21 protein-coding genes and 2 pseudogenes are annotated in these 22,836 nt (G+C 58.5%); 16 read left to right on the top strand and 7 right to left on the bottom strand.

Translation table 11 applies throughout. The features are described 5' to 3' along the window. Positions 1 to 47 precede the first annotated feature (47 nt). The 12 genes from HG264_RS07870 to flhB all read left to right on the top strand — a co-directional run bounded on the left by HG264_RS07870 (position 48) and on the right by flhB (position 9,599). Positions 48 to 353 (top strand): STAS domain-containing protein, encoded by a 306-nt coding sequence (locus HG264_RS07870; protein WP_169407148.1) that lies wholly within the window; start codon positions 48 to 50, stop codon positions 351 to 353. Between the two features lie 3 nt (positions 354 to 356). Then, a complete protein-coding gene (locus HG264_RS07865) occupies positions 357 to 2,066 on the top strand; it encodes a fused response regulator/phosphatase (protein ID WP_256663816.1) in 1,710 nt (569 codons plus the stop codon). Positions 2,067 to 2,110: 44 nt separating this feature from the next. Then, a complete protein-coding gene (locus tag HG264_RS07860; RefSeq protein WP_169407147.1) occupies positions 2,111 to 2,458 on the top strand; it encodes an Hpt domain-containing protein in 348 nt (115 codons plus the stop codon). An 82-nt stretch (positions 2,459 to 2,540) separates the two neighbouring features. After that, a complete protein-coding gene (locus HG264_RS07855; RefSeq protein WP_169407146.1) occupies positions 2,541 to 3,737 on the top strand; it encodes a flagellar hook-length control protein FliK in 1,197 nt (398 codons plus the stop codon). Between the two features lie 485 nt (positions 3,738 to 4,222). Then, positions 4,223 to 4,735 (top strand): flagellar basal body-associated FliL family protein, encoded by a 513-nt coding sequence (locus HG264_RS07850; RefSeq protein ID WP_169407145.1) that lies wholly within the window; start codon positions 4,223 to 4,225, stop codon positions 4,733 to 4,735. 8 nt (positions 4,736 to 4,743) lie between these two features. Continuing rightward, entirely contained in the window at positions 4,744 to 5,715 is a 972-nt protein-coding gene (gene fliM / locus HG264_RS07845) for a flagellar motor switch protein FliM (RefSeq protein WP_169407144.1), read from the top strand. A gap of 38 nt (positions 5,716 to 5,753) precedes the next feature. Then, entirely contained in the window at positions 5,754 to 6,221 is a 468-nt protein-coding gene (gene fliN, locus HG264_RS07840) for a flagellar motor switch protein FliN (protein WP_169407143.1), read from the top strand. A gap of 1 nt (position 6,222) precedes the next feature. Then, positions 6,223 to 6,651, top strand: coding sequence for a flagellar biosynthetic protein FliO (gene fliO, locus HG264_RS07835; protein ID WP_169407142.1), 429 nt, complete (start codon positions 6,223 to 6,225; stop codon positions 6,649 to 6,651). Continuing rightward, positions 6,651 to 7,400 carry a flagellar type III secretion system pore protein FliP gene (fliP, locus tag HG264_RS07830; protein WP_169407141.1) on the top strand — a complete coding sequence of 250 codons (750 nt, stop codon included), beginning with the start codon at positions 6,651 to 6,653 and terminating at the stop codon, positions 7,398 to 7,400. Before fliO ends, fliP begins: the two co-directional genes overlap by 1 nt. Before the next feature lie 13 nt (positions 7,401 to 7,413). After that, entirely contained in the window at positions 7,414 to 7,683 is a 270-nt protein-coding gene (gene fliQ, locus HG264_RS07825; protein WP_169407140.1) for a flagellar biosynthesis protein FliQ, read from the top strand. Beyond that, a complete protein-coding gene (gene fliR / locus HG264_RS07820; RefSeq protein WP_169407139.1) occupies positions 7,684 to 8,460 on the top strand; it encodes a flagellar biosynthetic protein FliR in 777 nt (258 codons plus the stop codon). Next, complete coding sequence (flhB, locus tag HG264_RS07815) at positions 8,460 to 9,599, top strand: flagellar biosynthesis protein FlhB (RefSeq protein ID WP_169407138.1); 1,140 nt, start codon at positions 8,460 to 8,462, stop codon at positions 9,597 to 9,599. The genes fliR and flhB overlap by 1 nt, the downstream gene beginning before the upstream one ends. A 389-nt stretch (positions 9,600 to 9,988) precedes the next feature. On the opposite strand, the gene HG264_RS07810 is transcribed toward flhB, so the two are convergent. Continuing rightward, the gene (locus HG264_RS07810; RefSeq protein ID WP_169407137.1) at positions 9,989 to 10,942 is read right to left on the bottom strand and encodes a nitronate monooxygenase family protein; all 954 of its coding nucleotides are present in this window, start codon (positions 10,940 to 10,942) and stop codon (positions 9,989 to 9,991) included. 207 nt (positions 10,943 to 11,149) lie between these two features. Here HG264_RS07810 and trpS point away from each other — a divergent pair. The 3 genes and pseudogenes from trpS to HG264_RS07795 all read left to right on the top strand — a co-directional run. After that, a pseudogene (trpS, locus tag HG264_RS07805) lies at positions 11,150 to 12,160 on the top strand (tryptophan--tRNA ligase); the annotation flags it as partial. 87 nt (positions 12,161 to 12,247) lie between these two features. Continuing rightward, on the top strand, positions 12,248 to 12,964 hold the full coding sequence (locus HG264_RS07800; protein WP_169407135.1) for an SIMPL domain-containing protein: 717 nt from the start codon (positions 12,248 to 12,250) through the stop codon (positions 12,962 to 12,964). A gap of 54 nt (positions 12,965 to 13,018) precedes the next feature. Beyond that, entirely contained in the window at positions 13,019 to 13,897 is an 879-nt protein-coding gene (locus tag HG264_RS07795) for an alpha/beta fold hydrolase (protein ID WP_169407134.1), read from the top strand. A 307-nt stretch (positions 13,898 to 14,204) separates the two neighbouring features. Here the strand turns inward: HG264_RS07795 and HG264_RS07790 are convergent, their stop codons facing one another. From HG264_RS07790 to ectA, 5 genes are all read right to left on the bottom strand, one after another. Further along, on the bottom strand, positions 14,205 to 15,635 hold the full coding sequence (locus tag HG264_RS07790) for an aspartate kinase (protein WP_169407133.1): 1,431 nt from the start codon (positions 15,633 to 15,635) through the stop codon (positions 14,205 to 14,207). A gap of 66 nt (positions 15,636 to 15,701) precedes the next feature. After that, complete coding sequence (thpD, locus tag HG264_RS07785) at positions 15,702 to 16,610, bottom strand: ectoine hydroxylase (RefSeq protein WP_169407132.1); 909 nt, start codon at positions 16,608 to 16,610, stop codon at positions 15,702 to 15,704. A gap of 19 nt (positions 16,611 to 16,629) precedes the next feature. Beyond that, the gene (locus HG264_RS07780) at positions 16,630 to 17,031 is read right to left on the bottom strand and encodes an ectoine synthase (RefSeq protein WP_150299269.1); all 402 of its coding nucleotides are present in this window, start codon (positions 17,029 to 17,031) and stop codon (positions 16,630 to 16,632) included. A gap of 10 nt (positions 17,032 to 17,041) precedes the next feature. Then, positions 17,042 to 18,328 (bottom strand): diaminobutyrate--2-oxoglutarate transaminase, encoded by a 1,287-nt coding sequence (gene ectB / locus HG264_RS07775; RefSeq protein WP_169407131.1) that lies wholly within the window; start codon positions 18,326 to 18,328, stop codon positions 17,042 to 17,044. A gap of 18 nt (positions 18,329 to 18,346) precedes the next feature. Further along, positions 18,347 to 18,853, bottom strand: coding sequence for a diaminobutyrate acetyltransferase (gene ectA, locus HG264_RS07770; RefSeq protein WP_169407130.1), 507 nt, complete (start codon positions 18,851 to 18,853; stop codon positions 18,347 to 18,349). A 343-nt stretch (positions 18,854 to 19,196) separates the two neighbouring features. On the opposite strand from ectA, the gene speA reads away from it, so the two are divergent. Further along, positions 19,197 to 21,116 (top strand): arginine decarboxylase, encoded by a 1,920-nt coding sequence (gene speA / locus HG264_RS07765; RefSeq protein ID WP_169407129.1) that lies wholly within the window; start codon positions 19,197 to 19,199, stop codon positions 21,114 to 21,116. A 7-nt stretch (positions 21,117 to 21,123) separates the two neighbouring features. Here the strand turns inward: speA and ligB are convergent. After that, positions 21,124 to 22,770, bottom strand: a pseudogene (gene ligB / locus HG264_RS07760) (NAD-dependent DNA ligase LigB); the annotation flags it as partial. Positions 22,771 to 22,836 lie beyond the last annotated feature (66 nt).

Below are 22,836 nucleotides of genomic sequence, written 5' to 3'. Positions count from 1 at the left end.
CTCTGTTGCTAAGCTGACTATTACCTGCGAACAGCGAGGAGCTCAGTATGGCGATTCAGGCGAGCCATTCCACCGATGGTCAGGTGTTGACGATCCGTGTGAGTGGGCGTTTCGATTTCAGCGTCCACCAGGCGTTTCGAGAGGCCTACGAGCGTAGCGGGCTTACGCCTCAACGGTACGTGGTGGATCTGCAGGATACCGATTACATCGATAGCTCGGCGCTGGGCATGCTGTTGTTGCTGCGCGATCATGCCGGCGGCGATGAGGCGCTCATCCAGATCGTGCATTGCAACCCCGACGTGCGGAAAGTTTTCAGTATTTCCAACTTCGAACAGCTCTTCAGTATCGAGTAGCACGTGCCGCTTTCTTTCCAGCCCCAACCGTCCGCTGAACTGACGGTGCTGGTCGCCGACGACAATCCCCCTGACCGGATGATTCTGGATCGTCTGGTGAGCCGGCTGGGGCATAAAGTGATCAGTGTGGAAAACGGCCTGCTGGCGGTCGAACAATTTTCGGCGCAGCGTCCCGATCTGGTTCTGCTTGATGCCTTGATGCCGGTCATGGATGGTTTTGACGCAGCGCGGCGTATCAAGGAACTGGCCGGCGAAGATCTGGTACCGATTATCTTCCTCACCAGTCTGAGTGAATCCGCTGCGCTGGTGAAATGCCTCGAAGCCGGCGGTGATGATTTTCTCTCCAAACCCTATAACCCGGTGGTCCTGCAAGCCAAGATCACGGCCTTCGGTCGCATGCATGACATGCACAATACCCTGCGCGCGCAGCGCGACCTGATCACCAGCCAGCACCAGCGGTTGGTCCGAGATCAGCACCTGGCCAAAACGGTATTTGATCGCGTCGCGCATGCCGGCTGTCTTTCAGCAAGCAATCTGCGCTATCTGCAGTCAGCCTTTGCCATGTTCAACGGAGACATTCTGCTGGCGGCCTATAAGCCCTCCGGCGGGATGCATATTCTGCTGGGGGATTTCACCGGTCATGGGTTGTCGGCGGCCATCGGCGCGATGCCCCTTGCCGAAGTGTTCTATGCGATGAGTGCGCGGGGCTTCAACGTGCGCGACATCATCGTCGAGTTGAACGGCAAGCTCGCGCAGATTCTGCCGGTGGGCATCTTCTGTTGTGCCGTGCTGATCGAGGTCAACCCGGCGAAAGCTCTGGTAGAAATCTGGAATGGCGGGCTGCCGGAGGTGCTCATCATCGGTCATCAGGCCGAGCTTCTGCATCGAATCCCCTCCGCTCATCTGCCGTTGGGGGTAGCCAAAGCCGAGCGTTTCGACCCCAATCCGGTCGTGCTCGCCATGCACCCGGGGGATCGCCTGCTGTGTTGGACCGACGGCGTGATAGAGAGCCGCAACCAGCAGGGCGAGCCTTTCGGCGAAGAACGGGTGTTGCGCTTGCTGGATAATTATCCGGGACGTCCGCAGCTGTTCTTCGATGGACTGTTGCATGCGATCGAAACCTTTCACGGGGCTCCGCAGGATGACATCAGCCTGCTTGAACTGGTAATGCTGGAGCCCGCACAGCAGCGTCCCACGGGTGCGGCCAATGCTGGCTACGCACAATCGGCTCAGGACTGGCAGTTGGCCTATACTTTCCGCGCTGCCTCGGTACGGCACTACAATCCGTTACCTTTTTTGCTTGAAACGTTGATGGATATTCCGGGTCTGCGCCCGCATATTGGCAGCATCTATGTCATCCTCAGCGAGCTGTACAGCAACGCGTTGGAGCACGGCCTGCTGAGCCTGGATTCGAAGCTGAAGCGCGACTCCGAGGGGTTTGCCCAATACTATGCCCAGCGCAGCCAGCAACTGTCAGCCCTGCGTGACGGTTGGATTCAGGTGGTGCTCGATCATTCGCCCACCGGGCAAGGTGGCGTACTGCGCATCGAGGTAAGCGATAGCGGCGAAGGTTTCGCGCCGGCGATGACATTCCCCAATAATGGGTACGCCGGGAGAGGGCTCGCATTGGTTGCCGCGCTGGCCGACGAGATCAAATACAATGCGCAGGGCAACCGGGCCAGAGCTGTTTTCAGTTGGGCCATCGGGCCCTAGGGTCTGAAGGCCCTTCCCAAACTATCATCAAGGATCGACTACCCATGTCGGAGCCGCTGGACCTGGAACCATCCGTTCAGGCATCGCTCAGAGAGCTGATGTTGGATGAGTATGAGGTGTTACTGGAAACCTTTATTACCGACACCGAGATGCGTCTCGGTCTTTTGCGCAGCCACTTACTGACGGAAAACTGGCGGGCCTACCGTCAGACTGCGCACAGTTTACGCGGCAGCTGCGGAAATATCGGTGCTCTCGCTTTGCATGGGGCAGCTGCAGAGGCAGAGCGTGCAGGCGCGGCCGCCGACCGGCAAGCCGCAACCGCTGCCTTCGAGCGGCTCCTTCACTTGTATGACCGGGTCAAGCCGCAGCTTTCGCTGATCATTTTCAAATAATCCCTCCTATAACCTCTCCCTGGCCCGCAGTTTGCTTGTAAGTGTTAACAGAGCAATTGCTCATTTGCCATGGAGATCATCAATGTCAGTTAGCCAAGCCCTGCTGGCGTTATCCTCGCCTGAAGTTCGAGCTGCCGGCACCAGTCGCGCAGCCTTGTCATCCGGCACGGGCGACACAGAGCAGGTGGATTTCGCCAACCTGCTGGCCGAACAGCAGCCGGAACGCCTGAACGCCTTGCTGAAACGTCTCGAGGAGAGCGGGCTGGCGGCAATCGAAAACCTTGCGCTTGCCGGGGACGGCAAGCCGTTGCCGGATTCCGTTCAGGATTGGCTTGGCCAGCTGGCTGACATTGGCGACTTGAGCGAGACATTCCATTCAGCGTCGGGAGAGCAATCGCCTGCCGGGACGGCGGCGGTTATGGCTGACGGGTCCTTGACGGAAATGTCCGAGCGGTGGATGAAGTGGTTGAATGAATCCCGCGAATCCTTGACGCCTGCTACTTCAAAACAGCCGGTTGACAGCAGAGCGGCTCTGGCTTTGGTTGCAGTCAAAACTGACGCGCCGATAACTGCAACGCAGGTTGAAGTGTTGCGGCAGTCGAACGATGCGCCGATTTCGATGCAGCGCAACGCTCCACTGGTGACGTTGGGCGAGCAGGTGGCCATTGCCGGTAAGCTCGTGGAGCAGATAGATCTCAAGGCGCTGAATCATGACACCTTACCTGGCGACTCTGAGAGCAAGGACGGGTTCGATCGGCCGGCACTCGCAGCGCAATCGAACGCGGTCCAGCCTGCGCTTACGGCGCGGCCAGTAAATGCAGCAGCCCAGACGCTCGGCGTCCCCTTCGGCCAGCATTCCTGGAGCGAGGCCGCTGTCGAAAAAGTAATGTGGATGTCCAGCCAGAATCTGCGCAGCGTCGAAATTATGCTTGACCCGGCCGAACTGGGGCCGCTGGAAATTCATATCCAGAACCGCGGGCAGGAGCATCAGGTTCAGTTTGTCAGTCAGAACCCCTCAGTGCGCGAAGCCCTCGAAGCACAGATGTTTCGGCTGCGGGAAATGTTCAGTCAGCAGGGCATGGATCAGGTCAACGTCTCGGTCTCGGATGGATCCGCGGGTCAGCAGTCCGGTCGGGAAGCACAGGCCGGCACGTCGGGTCAGGGATCTCGACAAGGGCAGGGCGGTAGCGCGGAAATAACCAGCCAGTCTGATTCGCTGCTGACTACGGCTGAAGCAGCCAGGGTCTCGGCTGAACGTCTGGTTGACTACTACGCCTGATCTGCTGTCGAAGCCGGCGTCACGCCCCAGCGCGAACACATTCCCAAGAACCCGCATGGCTTTGCGGCAACCTGGGGCTGTAGCGCGCCCGCGCTACGGCAAGCGTCCAGCATGCACAAATCCCAATCCTTACGCGATACAAACCCGCTTTCAATCCCAAACACGGCCTGAGCCGCTCGGCATCAGCAGTAAAGAAAGATAGGCGGCAGCACCCCGGGGCTGTAGCGCACCCGCGCTACGGCTATCTCTCAGCAAGCACCAACTCCCAAACCCACCGGGAACCCACGCCACCCGGAATGCGCTCCAGCCAATGACAGCCAGAGACATTCCCTCCGCTTGGCTTTACCCTATGTCTTCATTAAGACGGTGCGCCCAGCGACTCGTCGCCAGCCATTATGGGATGCTCGCCGGCGTCCTCCTTGGCATGCTCAATGCAAGCAGTATCCGAAACAGTTGATTTCACGCATTACTGACGGAATATTGGCATGGCCCGACAACAGCCCGAACCCGCCCAGCCGGCGACGCCCGAGAGCCCACCGGCAAGCCGTAAGAAACTTCTCCTCCTTGTGGGCGCAGGTTTGTTCGCCTTGTTGTTATCTATCGGCGCGGCAGCCTTCTTCCTGTTTGCCAGTGAAGACGAAACGGTGGCCGAGACGCCCGTCGTAGAGGCCGGTAAACCCATGGCCATCTACCAGTCCCTGGATCCTGCCTTTGTAGTGAATTATGTCCATGAAGGCCGGCAGCGCTATATGCAGGTCAATGTGGTGCTGATGGGGCGAGACCCGCAACTGATGACTCAATTAAGTTCCCATTTGCCGTTGATCCGCAACGAGCTGGTCATGCTCTTCAGCAGTGAAGAATTTGACGCACTGTTCAGCCCGGAGGGTAAAGAAGCCCTGCGCGAGCGGGCGTCGCTTGCGGTCAAGGCACTGATGGAAAAAGAGCTCGGCAACCCGATAATCGAGTCCGCGCTGTTCACCAATATCGTTCTGCAATAGGAAACACCATGGCCGTCCAGGATCTGCTGTCACAAGACGAAATCGACGCGCTGCTGCACGGGGTCGATGACGGCGCGATTGATATGGAAGACGATGCCGAACCCGGCACAGCCAAAACCTATGACTTGACCAGCCAGGACCGCATTGTTCGCGGTCGCATGCCGACGCTGGAAATGATCAACGAGCGCTTCGCACGTTATACCCGTATCAGCATGTTCAACCTGCTGCGCCGCTCGGCGGATGTGGCAGTAGGTGGCGTGCAGGTGATGAAGTTCGGCGAATACGTGCACTCGCTCTACGTGCCGACCAGTCTGAATCTGGTGAAGATGAAGCCACTGCGCGGCACCGCGCTGTTTATTCTCGACGCGCGCCTGGTATTCAAGCTGGTGGACAACTTCTTCGGTGGCGATGGCCGTCATGCCAAGATCGAAGGCCGCGAGTTTACCCCCACTGAACTGCGCGTGGTGCGCATGGTGCTGGATCAGGCCTTCGCAGACATGAAGGAAGCCTGGCAAGCAGTTCAGGACGTTACCTTCGAGTACGTTAATTCCGAGGTTAACCCCGCGCTGGCCAATATCGTCAGCCCCAGCGAGGTGGTCGTCGTCTCGACCTTCCATATCGAGCTGGACGGCGGCGGCGGTGATCTGCACGTGACCTTCCCCTATTCAATGATCGAGCCGCTGCGCGAAGTGCTGGATTCTGGTGTGCAGTCCGATGTGGACGAGCATGACGAGCGCTGGGTGCGTGCCCTGCGTGAGGAAATTACCTGCGCCAAGGTGCCGCTGAGCGCGACGGTAGTTCGGCGTGAACTCAAACTGAAGGACCTGTTGAGCATGCAGGCCGGCGACGTCATCCCGGTTGAATTGCCCGATCACATGGTGCTGTGCGCCAACGGGGTACCCACGTTCAAGGCCAAGCTGGGCTCGGTGAAGGGCAATCTCGGCTTGCAGATTCTCGGCCCTATCGCGCGGCCACGATAAACAACGAATACGTAACGCTAATTTAGAGGAACGGCACGATGTCTGATGACAAGAACTCCGGCGAAATCAGTCCTGAAGAGCAGGCGCTGGCGGATGAGTGGGCAGCCGCGATGGAGGAGGCCGGCGATTCCAGCCAGGCTGATATCGATGCCATGCTGGCTGGCAATAACGGCTCCCAGGCGTTGCCCATGGAAGAGTTTCCTAAACCTGCCAAGCCCTCTGACGATTACTTCCAGGGTACCGATGGTCCGAATCTGGACGTCATTCTGGATATCCCGGTAACCATCTCAATGGAGGTCGGTAATACCGAAATCACCATTCGCAATCTGCTGCAGCTCAATCAGGGTTCGGTGGTCGAGCTTGACCGTCTGGCCGGCGAACCGCTGGATGTGAAGGTCAACGGTACGCTGATTGCTCACGGTGAGGTGGTGGTAGTGAACGAGAAGTTCGGCATCCGCCTGACCGATGTGATCAGCCCCTCTGAACGCATCAAGAAGTTGCGCTGATATGCGGGGGATTTCGTTCATTTTACTGGCTGCTCTGTCGGCAGGTGCGTTTGCCGCAGAGCCCGTCGCCTCTGCCACCACCAGCGCTGCGCAGACCTCGCTCATCGGGCAACTCGCCCAGCTTGGACTGGGATTAGTGCTGGTGGTGGGGCTGATTTTCCTCATGGGCTATCTGATGCGCCGTGTTGGCCCGCTGGCCGCCCAGGGCGGTCAGCATATCCGCATCGTCAGCAATCTGCCGCTGGGACCGCGTGATCGTCTGATACTTGTCGATGTCGGCGGCAAACAAATGCTGTTGGGCGCATCCCCTGGCCGCATCAGCACGCTGCATGTGTTTGAAGAACCCGTTGCCGAAATTCCGCTGGAAACGGTCGACGGTGATTTTGCGCGCAAGCTGCAAGCGCTGCTTAAACGGGAGAATCGCCCGTGATGCGTTGGGTGTTAATGATGCTGGCGCTGCTCGCGCCGGCGGCCCTGGCGCAGACTGCCGGCGATCCGCTGAGCCTGCCGGCGGTCACCCTGAGCACCGACGCCGATGGAGAACAGACCTACTCGGTGAGTCTGCAGATCCTGCTGCTGATGAGCGCGCTGACGTTCATCCCGGCCTTCGTCATGATGATGACCAGCTTCACCCGCATCATCATTGTGTTTTCGATATTGCGCCAGGCGCTGGGCCTGCAGCAGACGCCGTCGAGCCAGATTCTTATCGGGCTGGCGCTGTTTCTGACGATTTTCATCATGGCGCCGATATTCGAGCGCATTAACGAAACTGCGTTGCAGCCCTATCTCGCCGAAGAATTGGCGCCACAGCAGGCGCTGGAGCAAGCCAGCATTCCATTGCGCGAGTTCATGCTGGCGCAAACCCGGGAAACGGATCTGGAGTTGTTCGTGCGGTTGGCGCGGCGCACTGATATCGCTACGCCGGAGGACGTTCCCTTCCATATCATGGTGCCGGCTTTTGTAACCTCTGAGCTGAAAACCGCGTTCCAGATAGGTTTCATGATCTTCATTCCCTTCCTGATCATCGATCTGGTGGTGGCCAGCGTGTTGATGGCCATGGGTATGATGATGTTGTCGCCGCTGATTATCTCGCTGCCGTTCAAAATCATGCTGTTTGTGCTGGTGGATGGTTGGGCGCTGATCATAGGCACCCTCGCGGCCAGTTTCGCCGTTACTTAGCCCGGAAAAATACATGACACCTGAAGTAGCGGTAGACCTGTTTCGCCAGGCCCTGTGGCTCACGACTGTGATGGTCGCGGTGATCGTATTGCCGAGCCTGCTGGTTGGTCTGGTGGTGGCGATGTTTCAGGCGGCCACGCAGATAAACGAGCAGACGCTGAGCTTCCTGCCGCGTCTGCTGTTTACCTTCATCACCCTGATTGTGCTCGGCCCCTGGCTGGTCACGCAGGTGATTGACTTCACCGACAACCTCTACCGGGCGATTCCCGGACTGATCGGCTGAATGTTCGAATTCGCCGCAGCTGAGATCAGCCGTTGGGTGGCCAGCTACATGTGGGTGCTCTTCCGGGTGGCCAGTGTGCTGATGACCATGCCGGTGTTCGGCACGCAGATGCTGCCGGTACGCATTCGCCTGTACCTCGCGTTGATGATCGCCATGCTGATTACCCCGATGATCCCTCCAGTGCCGGCGATTGACGCGTTATCGCTGGCCACTTGGGTGATCATCGGCGAGCAGATTCTGATTGGTGCGGCGATGGGCTTCATGTTGCAGTTGCTGTTCCAGATCCACGTGCTGGCTGGCCAGATCGTCGCCATGCAGATGGGTCTGGGCTTCGCCTCGATGAACGATCCGAGCATGGGCGTTTCCGTCGCGGTGGTGGCGCAGGTATTCACCATGCTGGTGACCCTGTTGTTTCTGGCGATGGATGGCCATCTGGTGGTGATCGAGGTGTTGGCCGAGAGCTTCATGACATTGCCGATTGGCGAGGGGTTGCTGGCCACAGACTTCCATACGTTGGTGTTGCGGTTCAGCTGGGTGATGGCTGCTGCGCTGCTCATCGGGCTGCCGGCGATTACGGCGCTGCTGATCGTCAACCTGTCTTTCGGCGTAATGATGCGCGCCGCACCGCAGCTGAATATTTTCTCCATCGGTTTTCCGCTGACCCTCGTGTTCGGCCTGTTTATTCTCTGGGTAGTGCTGGGCGACGTCGGCGCTCAATATCATTCGCTGGCAACCGAAACCCTGGAGTGGTTGCGTGAAATGGTGCGGGTGCGCTGATGGCAGAGCAACCGGACAGCGGTCAGGAAAAAACCGAAGAGCCCACGGAGAAACGCCTAAAGGAATCCCGTGAGAAAGGCCAGATTGCCCGCTCCAAGGAGCTGAATACACTCGCCGTGGTGATGGTTTCGGCGATCGGGCTGCTCATGGTCGGGCCAGCCATGGTCGGCAAGCTGATGAGTCTGATGGTGTTCAACTTCAGTCTTGACCGTGAAGTGCTGTACTCAACCGACACCATGGCGCTGCACCTGCTGGCATCGGTCGAACAGGGTTTCAGCGTGCTCGGCCCGCTGTTTCTCATGGTGCTGGTTGCCGCACTGGTTGGGCCCCTGCTGCTGGGCGGCTGGCTATTCAGTGCCAAGTCCCTTGCGCCCAAGTTCGAGCGAATGAACCCGCTGGCTGGCTTGAAGCGCATGTTTTCAGTCAAGGCGCTGGTTGAATTGCTCAAGGCGCTGGCCAAATTTCTCGTCGTGCTCATGGTGGCGCTGGTGGTGCTGAACATGCGTCAGGATGATTTGCTCGCGCTTTCGCGAGAGCCCTTGCCTGACGCCATCGCCCACAGCGGCTGGGTGCTCAGCAGCTCGCTGCTGTTTCTAGCCTGTTCGCTGATCCTCATTGCCACCGTGGATGTGCCTTTTCAGTTGTGGGACAACAAGAAAAAGCTGAAAATGACCAAGCAGGAAGTGCGCGACGAGTACAAGGATTCCGAAGGCAAGCCGGAGGTGAAGTCCCGGATTCGCCAGCTTCAGCGCGAAATGGCGCAGCGCCGCATGATGGAAGAGGTGCCCAATGCCGACGTGGTCATCACCAACCCGACGCATTATGCCGTTGCGCTGAAGTATGACCCGGTCAATTCCGGCGCGCCTGTGGTGGTTGCCAAGGGCGGCGACATCATGGCGCAGAAGATCCGGGAAATCGCGGGCGAGCACGACGTCGTCATCCTCGAGGCACCGCCGCTTGCGCGGGCCGTGTATTACAGCACCGACCTCAATCAACAGATCCCGGCCGGGCTTTATTTGGCTGTGGCGCAGGTGCTGGCTTACGTATTCCAGCTGCGTCAGTACCGGGCGGGTGAGGGCAAGCGTCCAGGACCTATGCCGGATGTGCCTATTCCGGATGACTTGCGGCGGGATGAGTAAAAGCGAATAGCTGAACGCGAAAAGCAAATCCCCCCTAGCCCCCCTTTTTCAAAGAGGGGAATTAGTTCTGCGTGTTGGTTGTGTCGGCGCGAGGCTGGTGGTCATGGACAGCGACGCAACTCAAGAGCATATGTCACACGCACAGAAGAGCAGCGTCTCGGACGATTCCCCCTTTGGCAAAGGGGGCTAGGGGGATTTGATTTTGAGATTGCGAACCCGCAGATCAGACACGCCCACAGCGAGCTCAAGCTCTATGGCGTAGCGCGCCGACGAGGCCGCGCTGACCGTGCGATGACATGGATGTCATCGACGAGCTTACAGGGATGTACTTGCTGCGTGTCAGCGAGGGCTCGTCGGCGCGCGATAGCTGACTTCGGAATTCAAGCGACTCACCCCAGCAACCGCTGCTTGGCCGCCAGATAATCCCGCTTGAGCTCAGCAATTACCTCCGCCGTAGACGTCACTTCACCAATTCCGCCAACGCCCTGACCAGCGCCCCAGATATCCCGCCACGCCTTGCTTTTGTCGCTACCGAATGACATTGCGCTCTTGTCTGCTTCCGGCAGGTTGTCTGGATCCAGCCCTGCCTTGGAGATGCTGCCGCGCAGGTAGTTGCCGTGTACGCCGGTAAAGAGGCTGGAGTAGATAACGTCGGTAGCAGAACTGTCGACGATCATCTGTTTGTAGGCTTCGTCGGCGTTGGCTTCGTGGGTCACGATAAAGCGCGTGCCCATGTAGGCGAAGTCCGCGCCCATGGCTTCGGCGGCAAGGATCTGCTTGCCCTGGGTGATGGAGCCAGACAGGGCGATCGGGCCGTCATAGAACTTGCGGATCTCGGACACCAGCGCGAAGGGGTTGAGGGTACCGGCGTGTCCACCTGCGCCTGCGCAGACCAGAATCAACCCATCGACGCCCGCTTCGATTGCCTTTTCCGCGTGACGCACGCTGATGACGTCATGGAATACCTTGCCGCCGTAACTGTGCGCCACCTTAACGGCATCGTGTGGGGCACGCAGGCTGGTGATCATGATCGGCACTTCATATCGAGCGCAGACTTCCAGGTCGTGCTCCAGTCGGTCGTTGGAATGATGCACGATCTGGTTTACCGCAAAAGGGGCGACCTTTTTGCCGGGGTTGGCGGCCTTGAAATCAGCCAGTTCGGTCGTCAGCTGCTGCAACCATTGTTCCAGTACTTCAGACGGGCGCGCGTTGAGGGCAGGGAAGGATCCGACTACGCCGTTCTTACATTGCTCGGCCACCAGACGCGGGTTGGAAATGATGAACAGGGGAGATGCAATAACCGGCAATTCGAGCTGTGCCTTGAGTTCCTCAGCGAACGACATCGTGCCTTCCTCGGGTGATCAACAGGGCAATCAGTCTAATCAAGCAGACTTGGCTCGACCAGCAACCGGGGACCAGTATCAGGCTGTGCAATGGTTCGCTATCAGCGATCGGGGCACCGCTTCAAGGTGTGTGGTCGCTTTGAAAAGTCCCGCCGTTGTACACTTGGCCCCATTCATTTCATAGCTTACAAGTAGAATCGCTCGCCAATGCAAAAGACCCGTGTACTTACCGGCATCACCACCACCGGCACGCCGCACCTCGGCAACTATGTCGGCGCTATCAAGCCCGCTATCGCAGCCAGCCAGGATCCCAATGTGCAGTCCTATTATTTTCTGGCTGATCTGCATGCGCTGATCAAATGCCAGGACCCGAAGCGGGTTCAGGAATCGCGGCTTGAAATCGCTGCGACCTGGCTGGCGCTGGGACTGGATACCGATAATGCAGTGTTCTACCGGCAGTCGGATATTCCCGAGATCACTGAGCTGACCTGGATGCTTTCCTGCGTGTGCGCCAAGGGGTTGATGAACCGCGCGCATGCCTATAAGGCATCCGTTGCGGATAACGAGGCAGCCGGTCAGGCGGATCCCGACAAGGGCGTAACCATGGGTTTGTTCAGCTATCCGGTGCTGATGGCGGCGGACATCCTGATGTTTAATGCCAACAGGGTGCCGGTCGGGCGCGACCAGATCCAGCATATCGAGATGGCGCGCGACATGGGCGGGCGCTTCAACCATCTGTTCAAGGGACAGTACTTCACGCTGCCCGAGGCGCAGGTGGATCAGAGCGTGGAAGTGCTACGGGGGCTGGATGGGCGCAAGATGTCCAAGAGCTACGACAACACCATCCCGCTGTTCACCCCGGAAAAGAAACTGCTCAAGCTGGTGCGCAAGATCAAGACCAACTCGCTGGAGCCAGGCGAGCCGAAGGATCCGGATACCTGCACCCTGTTCCAGATCTATTCGGCTTTTGCCACACCCGCAGAGTCCCAGGCGATGCGCGCCCGCTACCTCGAGGGGATCGGCTGGGGCGAAGCCAAGGATCAGCTCTTTGAATACCTGAACCACTATCTGCGTGAGCCACGTGAACGTTATCAGGCGCTGCTCGAAGACCCGGCGTATATTGAGAGCGTCCTGCTCAAGGGTGCGGAGCGCGCCCGTGCCGAAGCCGCTGAATTGATGACGCGGGTGCGTCAGGCCGTGGGGCTGGGTTCCTTTATCTGACCCCCGGCCCGGCATTCGTGCCGGTTTCGCATGGCGTCGGGCAGAACCAGATATCCAACAAGAAGTAATCTGGAGACGTGAAACATGAGTAAGCCGGTAATGACTGCCATCACTGGCATCCTCGCTGCGCTGATTGTGGCGACAGCGCTGGTGTTGATGGCGATGAGTCTGAAGAGCGGATTGCTGCAATTCGGCGGCGCTGACAGGGTGGTCAGCGTCAAGGGCCTTGCCGAGCGCAACGTCGAAGCTGATCTGGCACTCTGGCCGGTCAGCTTCTCGGTGGCTGATGACAGCCTCGACCGTTTACAGGGCAAGATTGAGGAACAGCAGGGTCTGGTCCGTTCCTTCCTGCTGCTCCGTGGGTTCGTTGAAAGCGATATTCAGCTGTCCATGCCCAGGATCACCGATCAGCACGCCAATACGTACGGCAACACCCTGTCACCTGAACGCTACCGCGCGGAAGTAACGGTGCTGGTGCGCACGCAGGATATCGAGAGTGTGCAGAGCGGCATGCAGACGGTTGGCGAGCTGGTCAAATCCGGCATTGCCTTGACGCAGAACTACGATAGCCAGCCGCGGTTTCTGTTTACGCGGCTGGAGCTGATCAAGGCCGACATGATCGCCGACGCAACCCGTGATGCCCGTGCAGCTGCGGACCAGTTTGCCCGCGATGCCGACGCTGAGGTTGGGAGCATACGCCGCGCGTCCCAGGGTTACTTTTCCATTGATGATGTCGACCCTTACACGCCGCAGGTAAAGCGCGTCAGGGTCGTCACAAACATCGATTACAGCCTGCGCTGACAGGCCGCTGCGCAGGTGATTCGACCTGCCGGTTCACTTTTCGGGGAAACCTTTATGACGTTGTTGCCCTGGGCACATCAGACAAGTGCCGGGTTCACACTGCGCGGCTGGCATACCGCGCCCAGTGACAAACCCTTGCTGCAATTCCTGCACGGTAACGGCTTCTGCGGCCGCACCTATGAGCCCTTTCTGAAGCATCTTTCCGAGCATTTCGATCTGTGGCTTTGCGACCTGCAAGGGCAGGGCGACAGCGATCACGGCGGGGATTTTCTCGGCTGGAATCGCAATGCCGAGCTGGCGCTGGAAGCCTTCAATGCGGGCAGGGAGCAATTCGGCGCTGTGCCTTTATATGCGTGTGGTCACAGTTTCGGCGGCGTGCTCACCAGTCTGATGCTGGCCCGTCACCCCGGTGTGTTTGATAAAGCCGTGCTGCTCGATCCCGTTCTGTTTCCTCAGTCGCAATTGCTTATGCGTACAGCGCTGGGCCTGGTTGGCCAGCGCAGTAACGCCTTGTCGAAAAAGACTCGCACCCGCCGCGATCAATGGCCGGACCGCGACTCGGCGTATAAAGCGCTGCACAATCGCGGCATGTTCCGGGGCTGGGAGGAGAGCGCCTTCAGCGCGCATATCGAACATGGGTTGCGCCAGGTCGAGGACGGCAGCGTAACGCTCAAGTGTCGGCCCAGCCGCGAAGCCGAAGTGTTCGAAAGCTGGCCGAGCAGGCTGTGGTACTCGCTGGGCAAGATTCAAACGCCCACCTTGCTGATGCACGGTGATGCGACCTATCCCTTTGTGAAGCTGTCAGCTCAACGGCTGGCGCGGATCAATCCCAGCGTCACCGAGCGCGAATTGCCGGGCGGGCATTGTTTCATGTTGGAGGATTCCAAGCGGGCGGCGGGAGAGATGGTGAGGTTTCTTGCTTCACCGGTTTGATAATTCAGCTCGTTTGGTGGTTCGGGCCGCGTTCAGTTCCAGGGTTGGGCCTGGTGCGGCTGCAGGCTTTGGCGTAGCGTAGGCGCGCTACACGCCCAGGATGCAGGCGCCGCTGGGGTTTTCTGGGGTTGGCGTGCGCCTGCGCGCCGACAGATGGACGGCGTACGGACTCGCCAATGGGACTGGTTTCGGAGGGCGGTGTTATCGCACGGCCTCGGCGTAGCGCAGGCGCGCTACACCCCAGGCAAATGCAATCTTGCAGATACAAAAAAGCCCGGCGAGTGCCGGGCTTCGTTCGCGGACCAAATCAGGCGGCGACGATAACGTCCCCGTGATTCTCCGGCTCGATCAACGCCTTGTGCAGCGCATCGACCGCAGCGTCGTAATCGTCTTCGTTGATCACGCACTGCATCTCGACCTGACGAATCGACTGGTGAATCGCCTGGATGCTGATGCCGGCGCTGGCCAAAGCGGCAACGGTCTTGGCGAGGATGCCCTTGACCTTCAGGTCCGAGCCAATCGCCGAGACGATAGCAATGTTGTGTACCCGTACCTCAGCCATGGGATAGCGTTCCTCGATCAGCCGTGAGGCACGGTTGATCAGCTTGCGCGAACCGGAAGCGTAGTAGGTGATGCTGTTGGCGTCGGAGTCCTTGTTCACGACATAGAGCTTCAGCTGCTTGAGCAACTTAGTGATCTCGATGTCGTAGGCGACGTCGCCGAGCATCTCCTGGTCGAACACCTCGAGGCCAAATACATCCTTGCGGCCGGCGATGATCTCGACGCAGGGCTTCTCGCTGCAATAGTCCTGGCTGATCAGTGTGCCGCCGTGATCGGGCTCGAAGGCATTCTTGATGCGCAACTGAATGCCGGCACGACGCAGCGTACGCGCTGCCTTGGGATGGATAGCCTCCATACCCAGATTGGACAGCTGATCGGCGACGTCGTAGTTGGTGCGGCCAATGGTCACGACCTTGTCGACGCCAACCAGATTCGGATCTGCGCTGGAAAGGTGATACTCCTTGTGAATGATCGCCTCGTGCGCACCTGTGGTCGCGGCGATCTGGGCGAAGGTGATTTCGCTGTAGCCACGATCGAAGGTATTCATCAACCCTTCGGAGCAATGGGTATAACCCGTTGCAACAACCAGCTCCTTGCTCAGGTCGATACCGGCGAAGCTGTCCTTGATCATCTGCTGGAACTGCTTCGGCTCGCTCTGATTCCAGCCAGTAAGGTCGACTAGGCGGGCGTTCACGCCGCGCTTTTTCAGCGCAAGCACGGTATTGAACGCACTGTGTGCTTCGCCAAGGGCGGCCAGCATTTCGCGCACTTTCATCAGGTGCTCGGTCAGCTGGAAGTGACCGTAAGTACACAACTGCTGCAAGCTGACCATGCAATCCCGAACGTCGCTGATGCGGCCTTCGATGAAGCGGTCAGCGGCCTGGCGCTCATATTCGCTGGGGAACAGCTGATGATTTTTGCGCTTCATGGTGGCGAGCACCGCGTCCAGCGCTTCAAGCCAGGCATCTTCGTTCTGCGCATCGGCAAAACGCTCATACACGCCCGGCTCACCGGTTTTCTTGTGTTCAAGCAGCATGTTTGTCATGCCGGAATAGGCAGAAACAACAAATACCCGGTTGTAAAGCTCGGCTTTTTCTCGGTCGCCAATGAAAATGTTGTTCAGTACTTCATCAAAGCGGCTCATTGATGTGCCGCCGATTTTTTCTACTGTATGCATAATCCTGGTTTCTTTTCCTGGTGAATGTCGTCCCTGCCGATCAGACAGAGGCGAGGGCTCCTGCCCTCAGTCGTACTGCTGCGGAGCTATCTGCAGCGGCTCGACCTGTCCGCGTTCGGCAACAAAGTCCGGTCGCGGTGGCACCTTGCCAAAAGGCTCAACCGGCAAGTTGTCTACATGGTTGTAGACAAAGAACAGGTTGCTGCGCGGGCTGGGCGTGATGTTGCTGTTAGACCCGTGCAGGGTGTTGCAGTCAAACAGCACCACGGAGCCAGCCGGCCCGGTGGCCATATCTACGCCGTTACTCTGAAACAGTTCCTGGAGGCTGCCTTCATCGGGTACGCCCAGTTCCTGTTTGCGTAGTGATCTCTGGTAGTGATTCTCCGGCGTCTTGCCTACACAACTGATGTATTGCTTGTGCGAGCCGGGAATCAGCATCAAGGGACCGTTGAACGGATGGTTGTCTGTCAGCAGAATCGAGCAGCTGACGGTACGCATCCGCGGCAAGCCGTCTTCGACGTGCCATGTTTCGAAATCGGAGTGCCAGTAGAATTCCTTGCCCTTGAATCCCGGTTTGAGATTCAGTCGCGACTGGTGGACATAGATGTCCCCGTCGAGAATGTAACGAGCAATACCGGCAATCCGCTCGTCCTGCGCCACCCGGGCAAACAGGTCGTTGCTCCGGTGGATCGCGAACAGTGAGCGTAGCGCGCCACTGTCCGGTTCCCGTATGGCTGCAGGCGAATCAAGGACTTCCTGTAACTGACTGATCCGGCGCAGCTCCCGCTTGAAGACTTCAACTTCGCGGGGGCTGAATACCTCCGGTAATACCAAATAACCATCGCGTTCAAAGCTGGCCATCTGTTCGGCGCTGATCGGCGCATTGTGCAGGTCGCGCCGGTACAGCACCGGGTCTAGCCGTTCGTGCCAGCTGGGCTGGTCGTGCTCACGTGATGGGTACAGATCAGCAAACATTGATCCTCCTATTCGATTTTTAAGGGGCGTTTTCCTCTATATCGGCCGGGTAAACGCCGTTCTCGTCATGTACTTCCTTGCCACTGAGCGGCGGGTTGAATACGCAGGCCATTTTCATGTCCTCGGTGCCGCCACGTAGCATGTGCTCATCGTGCTGGTCCAGGATGTAAAGCGTGCCTGGCTCGATGGGGTAGACCTTGCCATCGGACAAAGTTTCAATTTCGCCGTTTCCGCTCATGCAGTACACCGACTCCAGATGGTTCTGGTACCAGATGTGCGTTTCGGTGTTGGCATAGATGGTGGTGATGTTGAACGAAAACCCCATCTTGTCTTCCTTGAGAATCATCCGGGTGCTGTCCCAGGTCTCGGTGACAACCTTGCGCTCGGAATTCTCACAATCTTTCAACTGACGTACGATCATTCGGTGTTCCTCAGGATGCTTGAGTTTCAACTTGTTCGCTGAATACGGTGGCGAATGCCGCATCCAGAATAGTCATGGCCTTGTCGATCTGCTCTTCGGTGATGACCAGCGGGCACAGGCATTTGACGACCTGGCTATGGTTGCCACTGGTTTCGACTACCAGGCCGCGCTCAAAGGCTTCGCGGCAGACCGCTGCAGCGGTTTCGCCGTCGGGGCAGCTGATGCCGAGCATCATGCCGCGGCCCTTGACGAACAGTGAGTCGGGGCCATGCTTGCGTACGATCTTCTGCATACGCTCCTTGATAATCTTGCCCTTGGCCTGAACGCTCTTGGCAAACTCATCGGTGGTCCAGAAATGCTCGAAGGCAGCAGCAGCGGTGACGAAGGCGTGGTTGTTGCCACGGAAGGTACCGTTATGCTCGCCCGGCTCCCACTGGTCCAGATCGCGGCGCATCACTACAACGGCGAAGGGCAGGCCATAACCGCTCAGTGATTTGGACAGGGTAATGATGTCCGGTTTGATACCCATTTCTTCAAAGCTGAAGAAGGTGCCGGTACGGCCACAACCGGCCTGAATGTCGTCAACGATCAACAGCATTTCATGCTTGCGGCACAGCTTCTCGAGCTTGCGCATCCATTCAGCTGAGGCCGCATTCAGACCGCCTTCGCCCTGGACCACTTCTACGATCACAGCAGCCGGCTTGTCGATGCCGCTGCTCGGATCGCTCAGCAGCTTGTCCATCATGGCAACGGTGTTGACCTTGTCGCCAAAGTAATTGGCATAAGGCATGCGGCTGACGTCGGTCAGCGGTACGCCTGCGGCGCCGCGGTGGTGACCATTACCGGTAGCGGCCAGGGCCCCGATGGTGCAGCCATGGAAACCATTGGTGAAACTGATGACGTTCTTGCGGCCAGTGACCTTGCGCGCCAGTTTCAGGGCGGCTTCAACCGAGTTGGAACCGGTAGGACCACTGAACTGAACAACGAAATCGCCCATGCCGCGCGGCTCAAGGATCACGCGGTGGAAGGTTTCGAGGAAACGCTCCTTGGCTTCGGTGTACATATCCAGACCGTGGGTCAGACCGTCAGCCTCTAGATACGCAATGAGTGCTTTCTTCAATACGGGGTTGTTATGCCCGTAGTTGAGCGTCCCGGCACCGGCCAGGAAATCGATATAGGACTTGCCATCGCGCGTGATCAGTTCTGCGCCCCGTGCCTGGTTGAATACGACGGGGAATGAACGGCAGTAGCTGCGGATTCCGGACTCATGTTTTTCGAACTGTTCGAAGTTTTTCATGTTGGCTCCTGGAGCTTTTTAGGCAATTTGAAAGTTGAACGGGCCGGCGCGATAAAGCACTTCGTCATCATGCAGGCCATTGAAATGGGTGGCGCGATCAAAGATCACGCGGGTGCTGTATTCGACGCCAAGCTGCCGGAATGCTTTCTTGAACAGCGCTTCGGAGGCGTCGTTGCCTGGCGAGATCGTTGTCTCAAGCCAGTGCACGCCTTGCGGTGCGACGCGTTCAATCAGTCCCATCAGCATCTTGAGGGCGAGGCCCTGACCGCGCGTACTGCTGTCAACAGCAACCTGCCAGATGAACAGCGTGTCAGGACGGGACGGGGGGCGGTAACCGGAAATGAAGCCAACCAGTTCGCCCTGAGTGTTTTCTGCGGCGATGGCCGTGTCGGCGAAGTCGCTGCACTGGAGGAGGTTGCAATAAACGGAATTGGTATCGAGTGGCTTACAACGTTCTACCAGTTTGTTGACTGCCTGACCGTCCGTATCAACCGGGCGGCGAAGCGTAAAAGGTGTAGAGGTCAAAAGGCCCTGCCTTTATTTACTATTGAATTCTTTTTCTATAAAAACACATCGAAAAATTTATCTCAACCCAACAATTCCGCCACTTACAGGGATGATGCCTCATATTTGAATGTTTATAGCTGTTAAATATTTGTGTCATTTCGATGTGCTTGGGGGCGCTGCGTCCAAGCAAATCAGCGGTGTTTAGAGCGATCGGAGGGTTGAGCGGTTCCCCGTTTTTTCCTGGCGGGTTTACTGAAGGACTGGCTCATGAAAAAGATTGTTAAAAACTGCCCGACGGGGCAGGCGTGACGCATTTGCTTTATCCTATGCCCAGATTTCTCAACCTGCAGAGGTGTGCTCGATGGTTTCACAGCGGCGTTCACGCAAAGAAGATGCATCGGCCTGGACGGTGGGCGATAGCCGGAGCGTCTACGGAATACGTCACTGGGGGGCGGGCTATTTCAACGCCAACGAGCAGGGCCATGTTGAAGTCATGCCGCGCGGGACTGAGGGGCAATCCATCGATCTGCACGAGCTGGTTGCGCAGCTGCGCGACAGCGGTCTTGATCTGCCCTTGCTGATTCGTTTTCCCGATATTCTTCAGGACCGCGTACGTCAGCTGACGGGTGCCTTCGATCGCAATATTGCAGAACTAGAGTACGGCAACAGCTATACCGCTCTGTATCCGATCAAGGTGAACCAGCAGGAGGCGGTGGTCGAGAACATCATTGCCACTGAGAACGTATCCATTGGCCTGGAAGCCGGGTCCAAGCCCGAATTGATGGCGGTGCTGGCTCTGGCACCCAAGGGCGGAACCATTGTCTGCAACGGCTATAAGGACCGCGAGTTCATCAATCTGGCTCTGATCGGGCAGAAGCTCGGGCACAACGTGTTCATCGTGATAGAGAAAGAGTCCGAGGTGCGTCTGGTCATTGAAGAGGCCGCCGCCCTCGGAGTGATTCCGCAGGTGGGCCTGCGCGTGCGGTTGTCCTCGCTCGCATCCAGCAAATGGGCCGATACCGGCGGCGAGAAATCCAAGTTCGGCTTGTCCGCGGCGCAGTTGCTCCGCGTGGTTGATCGGTTCCGTGAGGCAGGCCTGCAGGACGGTGTGCGTCTTTTGCATTTCCATATGGGTTCGCAGATAGCAAATCTGGCTGACTATCAGCATGGTTTTCGTGAAGCGATCCGCTATTTCGGCGAACTTCGGGCCTTGGGCCTGCCGGTGGACCATATCGACGTAGGCGGCGGGTTGGGTGTGGATTACGACGGCACACATTCGCGCAACGCCAGTTCGATCAACTACGACGTCGGTGAGTACGCGCACACGGTTGTGTCGATGCTGAAGGACTTCTGCGATGACCAGGGTCTGCCGCATCCGCATATTTTTTCGGAAAGCGGGCGGGCGATGACCGCGCACCACGCTGTGCTCGTGGTGCAGGTGACGGATGTCGAGCGGCACAACGACACCGTTCCGCCGATCGACAATCTTGAGGATCTACCGCAGGTGATTCGCAATCTGGTTGGTTTGCTCGGCCAGAACGATATCGAAATGGTCACTGAAACCTACTGGCGTGCCACCCATTACATTGCCGATGTGGCAGCGCAGTATGCCGAGGGTCGTATCACTCTGGCCCAGAAGGCGCTGGCCGAGCAATGCTACTACGCGTTGTGTAACCGACTGCATACCTTGCTCAAGGCGCGGCAGCGTTCGCACCGCCAGGTACTGGACGAGCTCAACGACAAGATGGCCGACAAGTACATATGCAACTTCTCGGTTTTCCAGAGCCTGCCGGATACCTGGGCCATTGATCAGGTATTGCCCATCCTGCCGCTCAACCGGCTCGACGAAGAACCGCTTCGGCGGGCCGTGCTACAGGATCTGACCTGCGACTCCGACGGCAAGATCCGCCACTACGTCGATGAGCAGAGCATCGAGAACAGCCTGCCGGTGCACGATCTGCGCGAGGGCGAGGATTATCTGCTGGGGATCTTCATGGTCGGCGCGTATCAGGAAATCCTCGGTGACATGCACAACCTGTTCGGCGACACGGATTCGGTCAACGTCTATCTGCGCGCTGACGGCAAGGTGGTGCACGGCGGCATCGAAACCCATGACACCATCGAAGACATGCTCAAGTACGTACACTTCGAGCCCGACGAGCTGGTCACCAAATACCGCGACAAGGTATCAGGAGCGCGCCTCAGTGCCGTCGAGCGTGCTCGCTTTATCGACGCGCTGCGCCTGGGCCTGACACGGTCGTCGTATCTGACTGCCGAATAACCGGCTGAAACCCGTCAACACCGGCCTCTGCCAGACTGCTGGCGAGGCCTGTATTGTGTAGATGCGTTGTAAATTCGACCAGCTGGCGGGCACGGGTGGGGCCGATTCCGTGCTGTGCTTGCCAGTCTGTCGCGCTCATACGCTGCACGGCGTTCCAATTATCGGGGAGCTGGGCGCTTCCGCTGGCAGGTAGCGATAACGCTCTGAGCCATGTCTTGAAGGGACGCTGTCGGGCCGGCGCAAGCCTGGCGCCTATTTTTGCATCACACCCCTGTGCCGTCCTCTCAGGCAGCACCAGCCAGTCAAGCAATCCAGTAATGGCGCCGTTGTCGATCAGGCACTGCCACGTGCCGGGCCCGACTCCCTGCAAATCCAGCCCGTTTTTGCCGCCAAGCCAGCTGAGTCTCGCCAGAAATTGTTCTCGGCAGTCCTCGGTAGCGCGCCAGCAACTGAGTGCGTGGTATTTCCCCTCTGGCGGCGCGCTAAGGAAGGCAGGTTCAGGTGCTTTGCTGACCAGATGTTCTATCTGCGGAATGGTCTGACCGGCCAGACGTATGGAAATCAGATCACCGGCGCCAACGCCCAGTTCTTGCCAGTGTTGCAGCGAGCCGGTACTGACCCGGCGGATAATGCGGTCGTCAAGCGGTGTCGGCTCAAGCTCCAGCACCGGCGTAATGCGTCCGGTACGACCGATCCGGAATACAACCTCGGTAACCTGCGCCAGGGCACGCTGCGGCGGGTACTTCCAGGCCACAGCCCAGCTGGGTGGTTCGGCTTGCCAGCTGGATGGTTCCGGCCGAGCACTCTGGCGCAGCACTATGCCGTCGGTTGCGAAGGGCAGGGGCTGATTGAACCACCGCTCTCGCCATTCGATTGCCTGTGCAGCTGATTGAATCGGATGGGTGTATTGAGCGGTGTTCAGCCCCGCCAAGGTCATTATCCGCAGCCGCTCGGACATGGCTTCCGGCCCGTCCGGCCAGTCCCATACAAACAGACCGATGCCGGCAAGCTGGCCCTTGTCGAGCTGTTTGCGCTGCAGCATTCCCGCTACGGTGCTGCGCGCGTTCATCCCGCCGTCGCGCGAGTGAACATGCCTATCAAGTCGCCAGTAGAGCTCGCCCTGCAGCACCAGATCCTGCCGTTGTGGCCAGTGCGTGGGGACTGCCGGCAGCGAGCGCACAGCATTCGTCCAGTCCTGGCCCTGCCTGCCGTCGCCGCGACTGATTGCCTGCGCCAGCACGCCATCGTGATACACCAACGTGACGGCCACGCCATCGACTTTGGGTTGAACCCATAACCTGCTGCGCAGATCAATCCATCGCCTGAGTTGTTCCTCGTCAGCGATCTTGTCCAGGCCGGTCTGGGCAACCGGATGTGCGACCTTTCCGGCGCGCAAACGGTAGGGCTGCGTAGCCGAAGCGTTAGGAAAACAGCCTTGCCAGCGAGCCAGCCGAACCACCGCCTGATCGTAGACCTCGTCATGGATTGGCGAGACGCCGTGCTCTCGATAGGCTTGATCCCAGAGATGAATTTGCTGACTGAGCTGCTGGATCTCGGCGGTAGCGCGGGGCGCAGCCCAGTCAGGGCAATCGGCGGCGATAGCGGAACGGAGCAGGAGGGCGCAAGCGCACAGAGTGAACAGAAATCGGGACATGACGCAGCATCCTTGCTGTGGGCGTCATAGTCTAGCAATGGGCCAGTCGCCTGTTTGTGGCCTGGC

This window comes from Pseudomonas sp. gcc21 (genome assembly GCF_012844345.1).
Lineage (GTDB): Bacteria > Pseudomonadota > Gammaproteobacteria > Pseudomonadales > Pseudomonadaceae > Halopseudomonas.
This window is presented reverse-complemented; position numbering and strand designations above follow the sequence as displayed.

What these genes read in the sequence shown, in the direction of transcription:
- HG264_RS07870 (WP_169407148.1), top strand. Translation starts at nt 48, where the DNA reads ATGGCGATTCAGGCGAGCCATTCCACCGATGGTCAGGTGTTGACGATC.
- HG264_RS07860 (WP_169407147.1), top strand. Translation starts at nt 2,111, where the DNA reads ATGTCGGAGCCGCTGGACCTGGAACCATCCGTTCAGGCATCGCTCAGA.
- HG264_RS07855 (WP_169407146.1), top strand. Translation starts at nt 2,541, where the DNA reads ATGTCAGTTAGCCAAGCCCTGCTGGCGTTATCCTCGCCTGAAGTTCGA.
- HG264_RS07850 (WP_169407145.1), top strand. Translation starts at nt 4,223, where the DNA reads ATGGCCCGACAACAGCCCGAACCCGCCCAGCCGGCGACGCCCGAGAGC.
- fliM (WP_169407144.1), top strand. Translation starts at nt 4,744, where the DNA reads ATGGCCGTCCAGGATCTGCTGTCACAAGACGAAATCGACGCGCTGCTG.
- fliN (WP_169407143.1), top strand. Translation starts at nt 5,754, where the DNA reads ATGTCTGATGACAAGAACTCCGGCGAAATCAGTCCTGAAGAGCAGGCG.
- fliO (WP_169407142.1), top strand. Translation starts at nt 6,223, where the DNA reads ATGCGGGGGATTTCGTTCATTTTACTGGCTGCTCTGTCGGCAGGTGCG.
- fliP (WP_169407141.1), top strand. Translation starts at nt 6,651, where the DNA reads ATGCGTTGGGTGTTAATGATGCTGGCGCTGCTCGCGCCGGCGGCCCTG.
- fliQ (WP_169407140.1), top strand. Translation starts at nt 7,414, where the DNA reads ATGACACCTGAAGTAGCGGTAGACCTGTTTCGCCAGGCCCTGTGGCTC.
- fliR (WP_169407139.1), top strand. Translation starts at nt 7,684, where the DNA reads ATGTTCGAATTCGCCGCAGCTGAGATCAGCCGTTGGGTGGCCAGCTAC.
- flhB (WP_169407138.1), top strand. Translation starts at nt 8,460, where the DNA reads ATGGCAGAGCAACCGGACAGCGGTCAGGAAAAAACCGAAGAGCCCACG.
- HG264_RS07810 (WP_169407137.1), bottom strand. Translation starts at nt 10,942, where the DNA reads ATGTCGTTCGCTGAGGAACTCAAGGCACAGCTCGAATTGCCGGTTATT.
- HG264_RS07800 (WP_169407135.1), top strand. Translation starts at nt 12,248, where the DNA reads ATGAGTAAGCCGGTAATGACTGCCATCACTGGCATCCTCGCTGCGCTG.
- HG264_RS07795 (WP_169407134.1), top strand. Translation starts at nt 13,019, where the DNA reads ATGACGTTGTTGCCCTGGGCACATCAGACAAGTGCCGGGTTCACACTG.
- HG264_RS07790 (WP_169407133.1), bottom strand. Translation starts at nt 15,635, where the DNA reads ATGCATACAGTAGAAAAAATCGGCGGCACATCAATGAGCCGCTTTGAT.
- thpD (WP_169407132.1), bottom strand. Translation starts at nt 16,610, where the DNA reads ATGTTTGCTGATCTGTACCCATCACGTGAGCACGACCAGCCCAGCTGG.
- HG264_RS07780 (WP_150299269.1), bottom strand. Translation starts at nt 17,031, where the DNA reads ATGATCGTACGTCAGTTGAAAGATTGTGAGAATTCCGAGCGCAAGGTT.
- ectB (WP_169407131.1), bottom strand. Translation starts at nt 18,328, where the DNA reads ATGAAAAACTTCGAACAGTTCGAAAAACATGAGTCCGGAATCCGCAGC.
- speA (WP_169407129.1), top strand. Translation starts at nt 19,197, where the DNA reads ATGGTTTCACAGCGGCGTTCACGCAAAGAAGATGCATCGGCCTGGACG.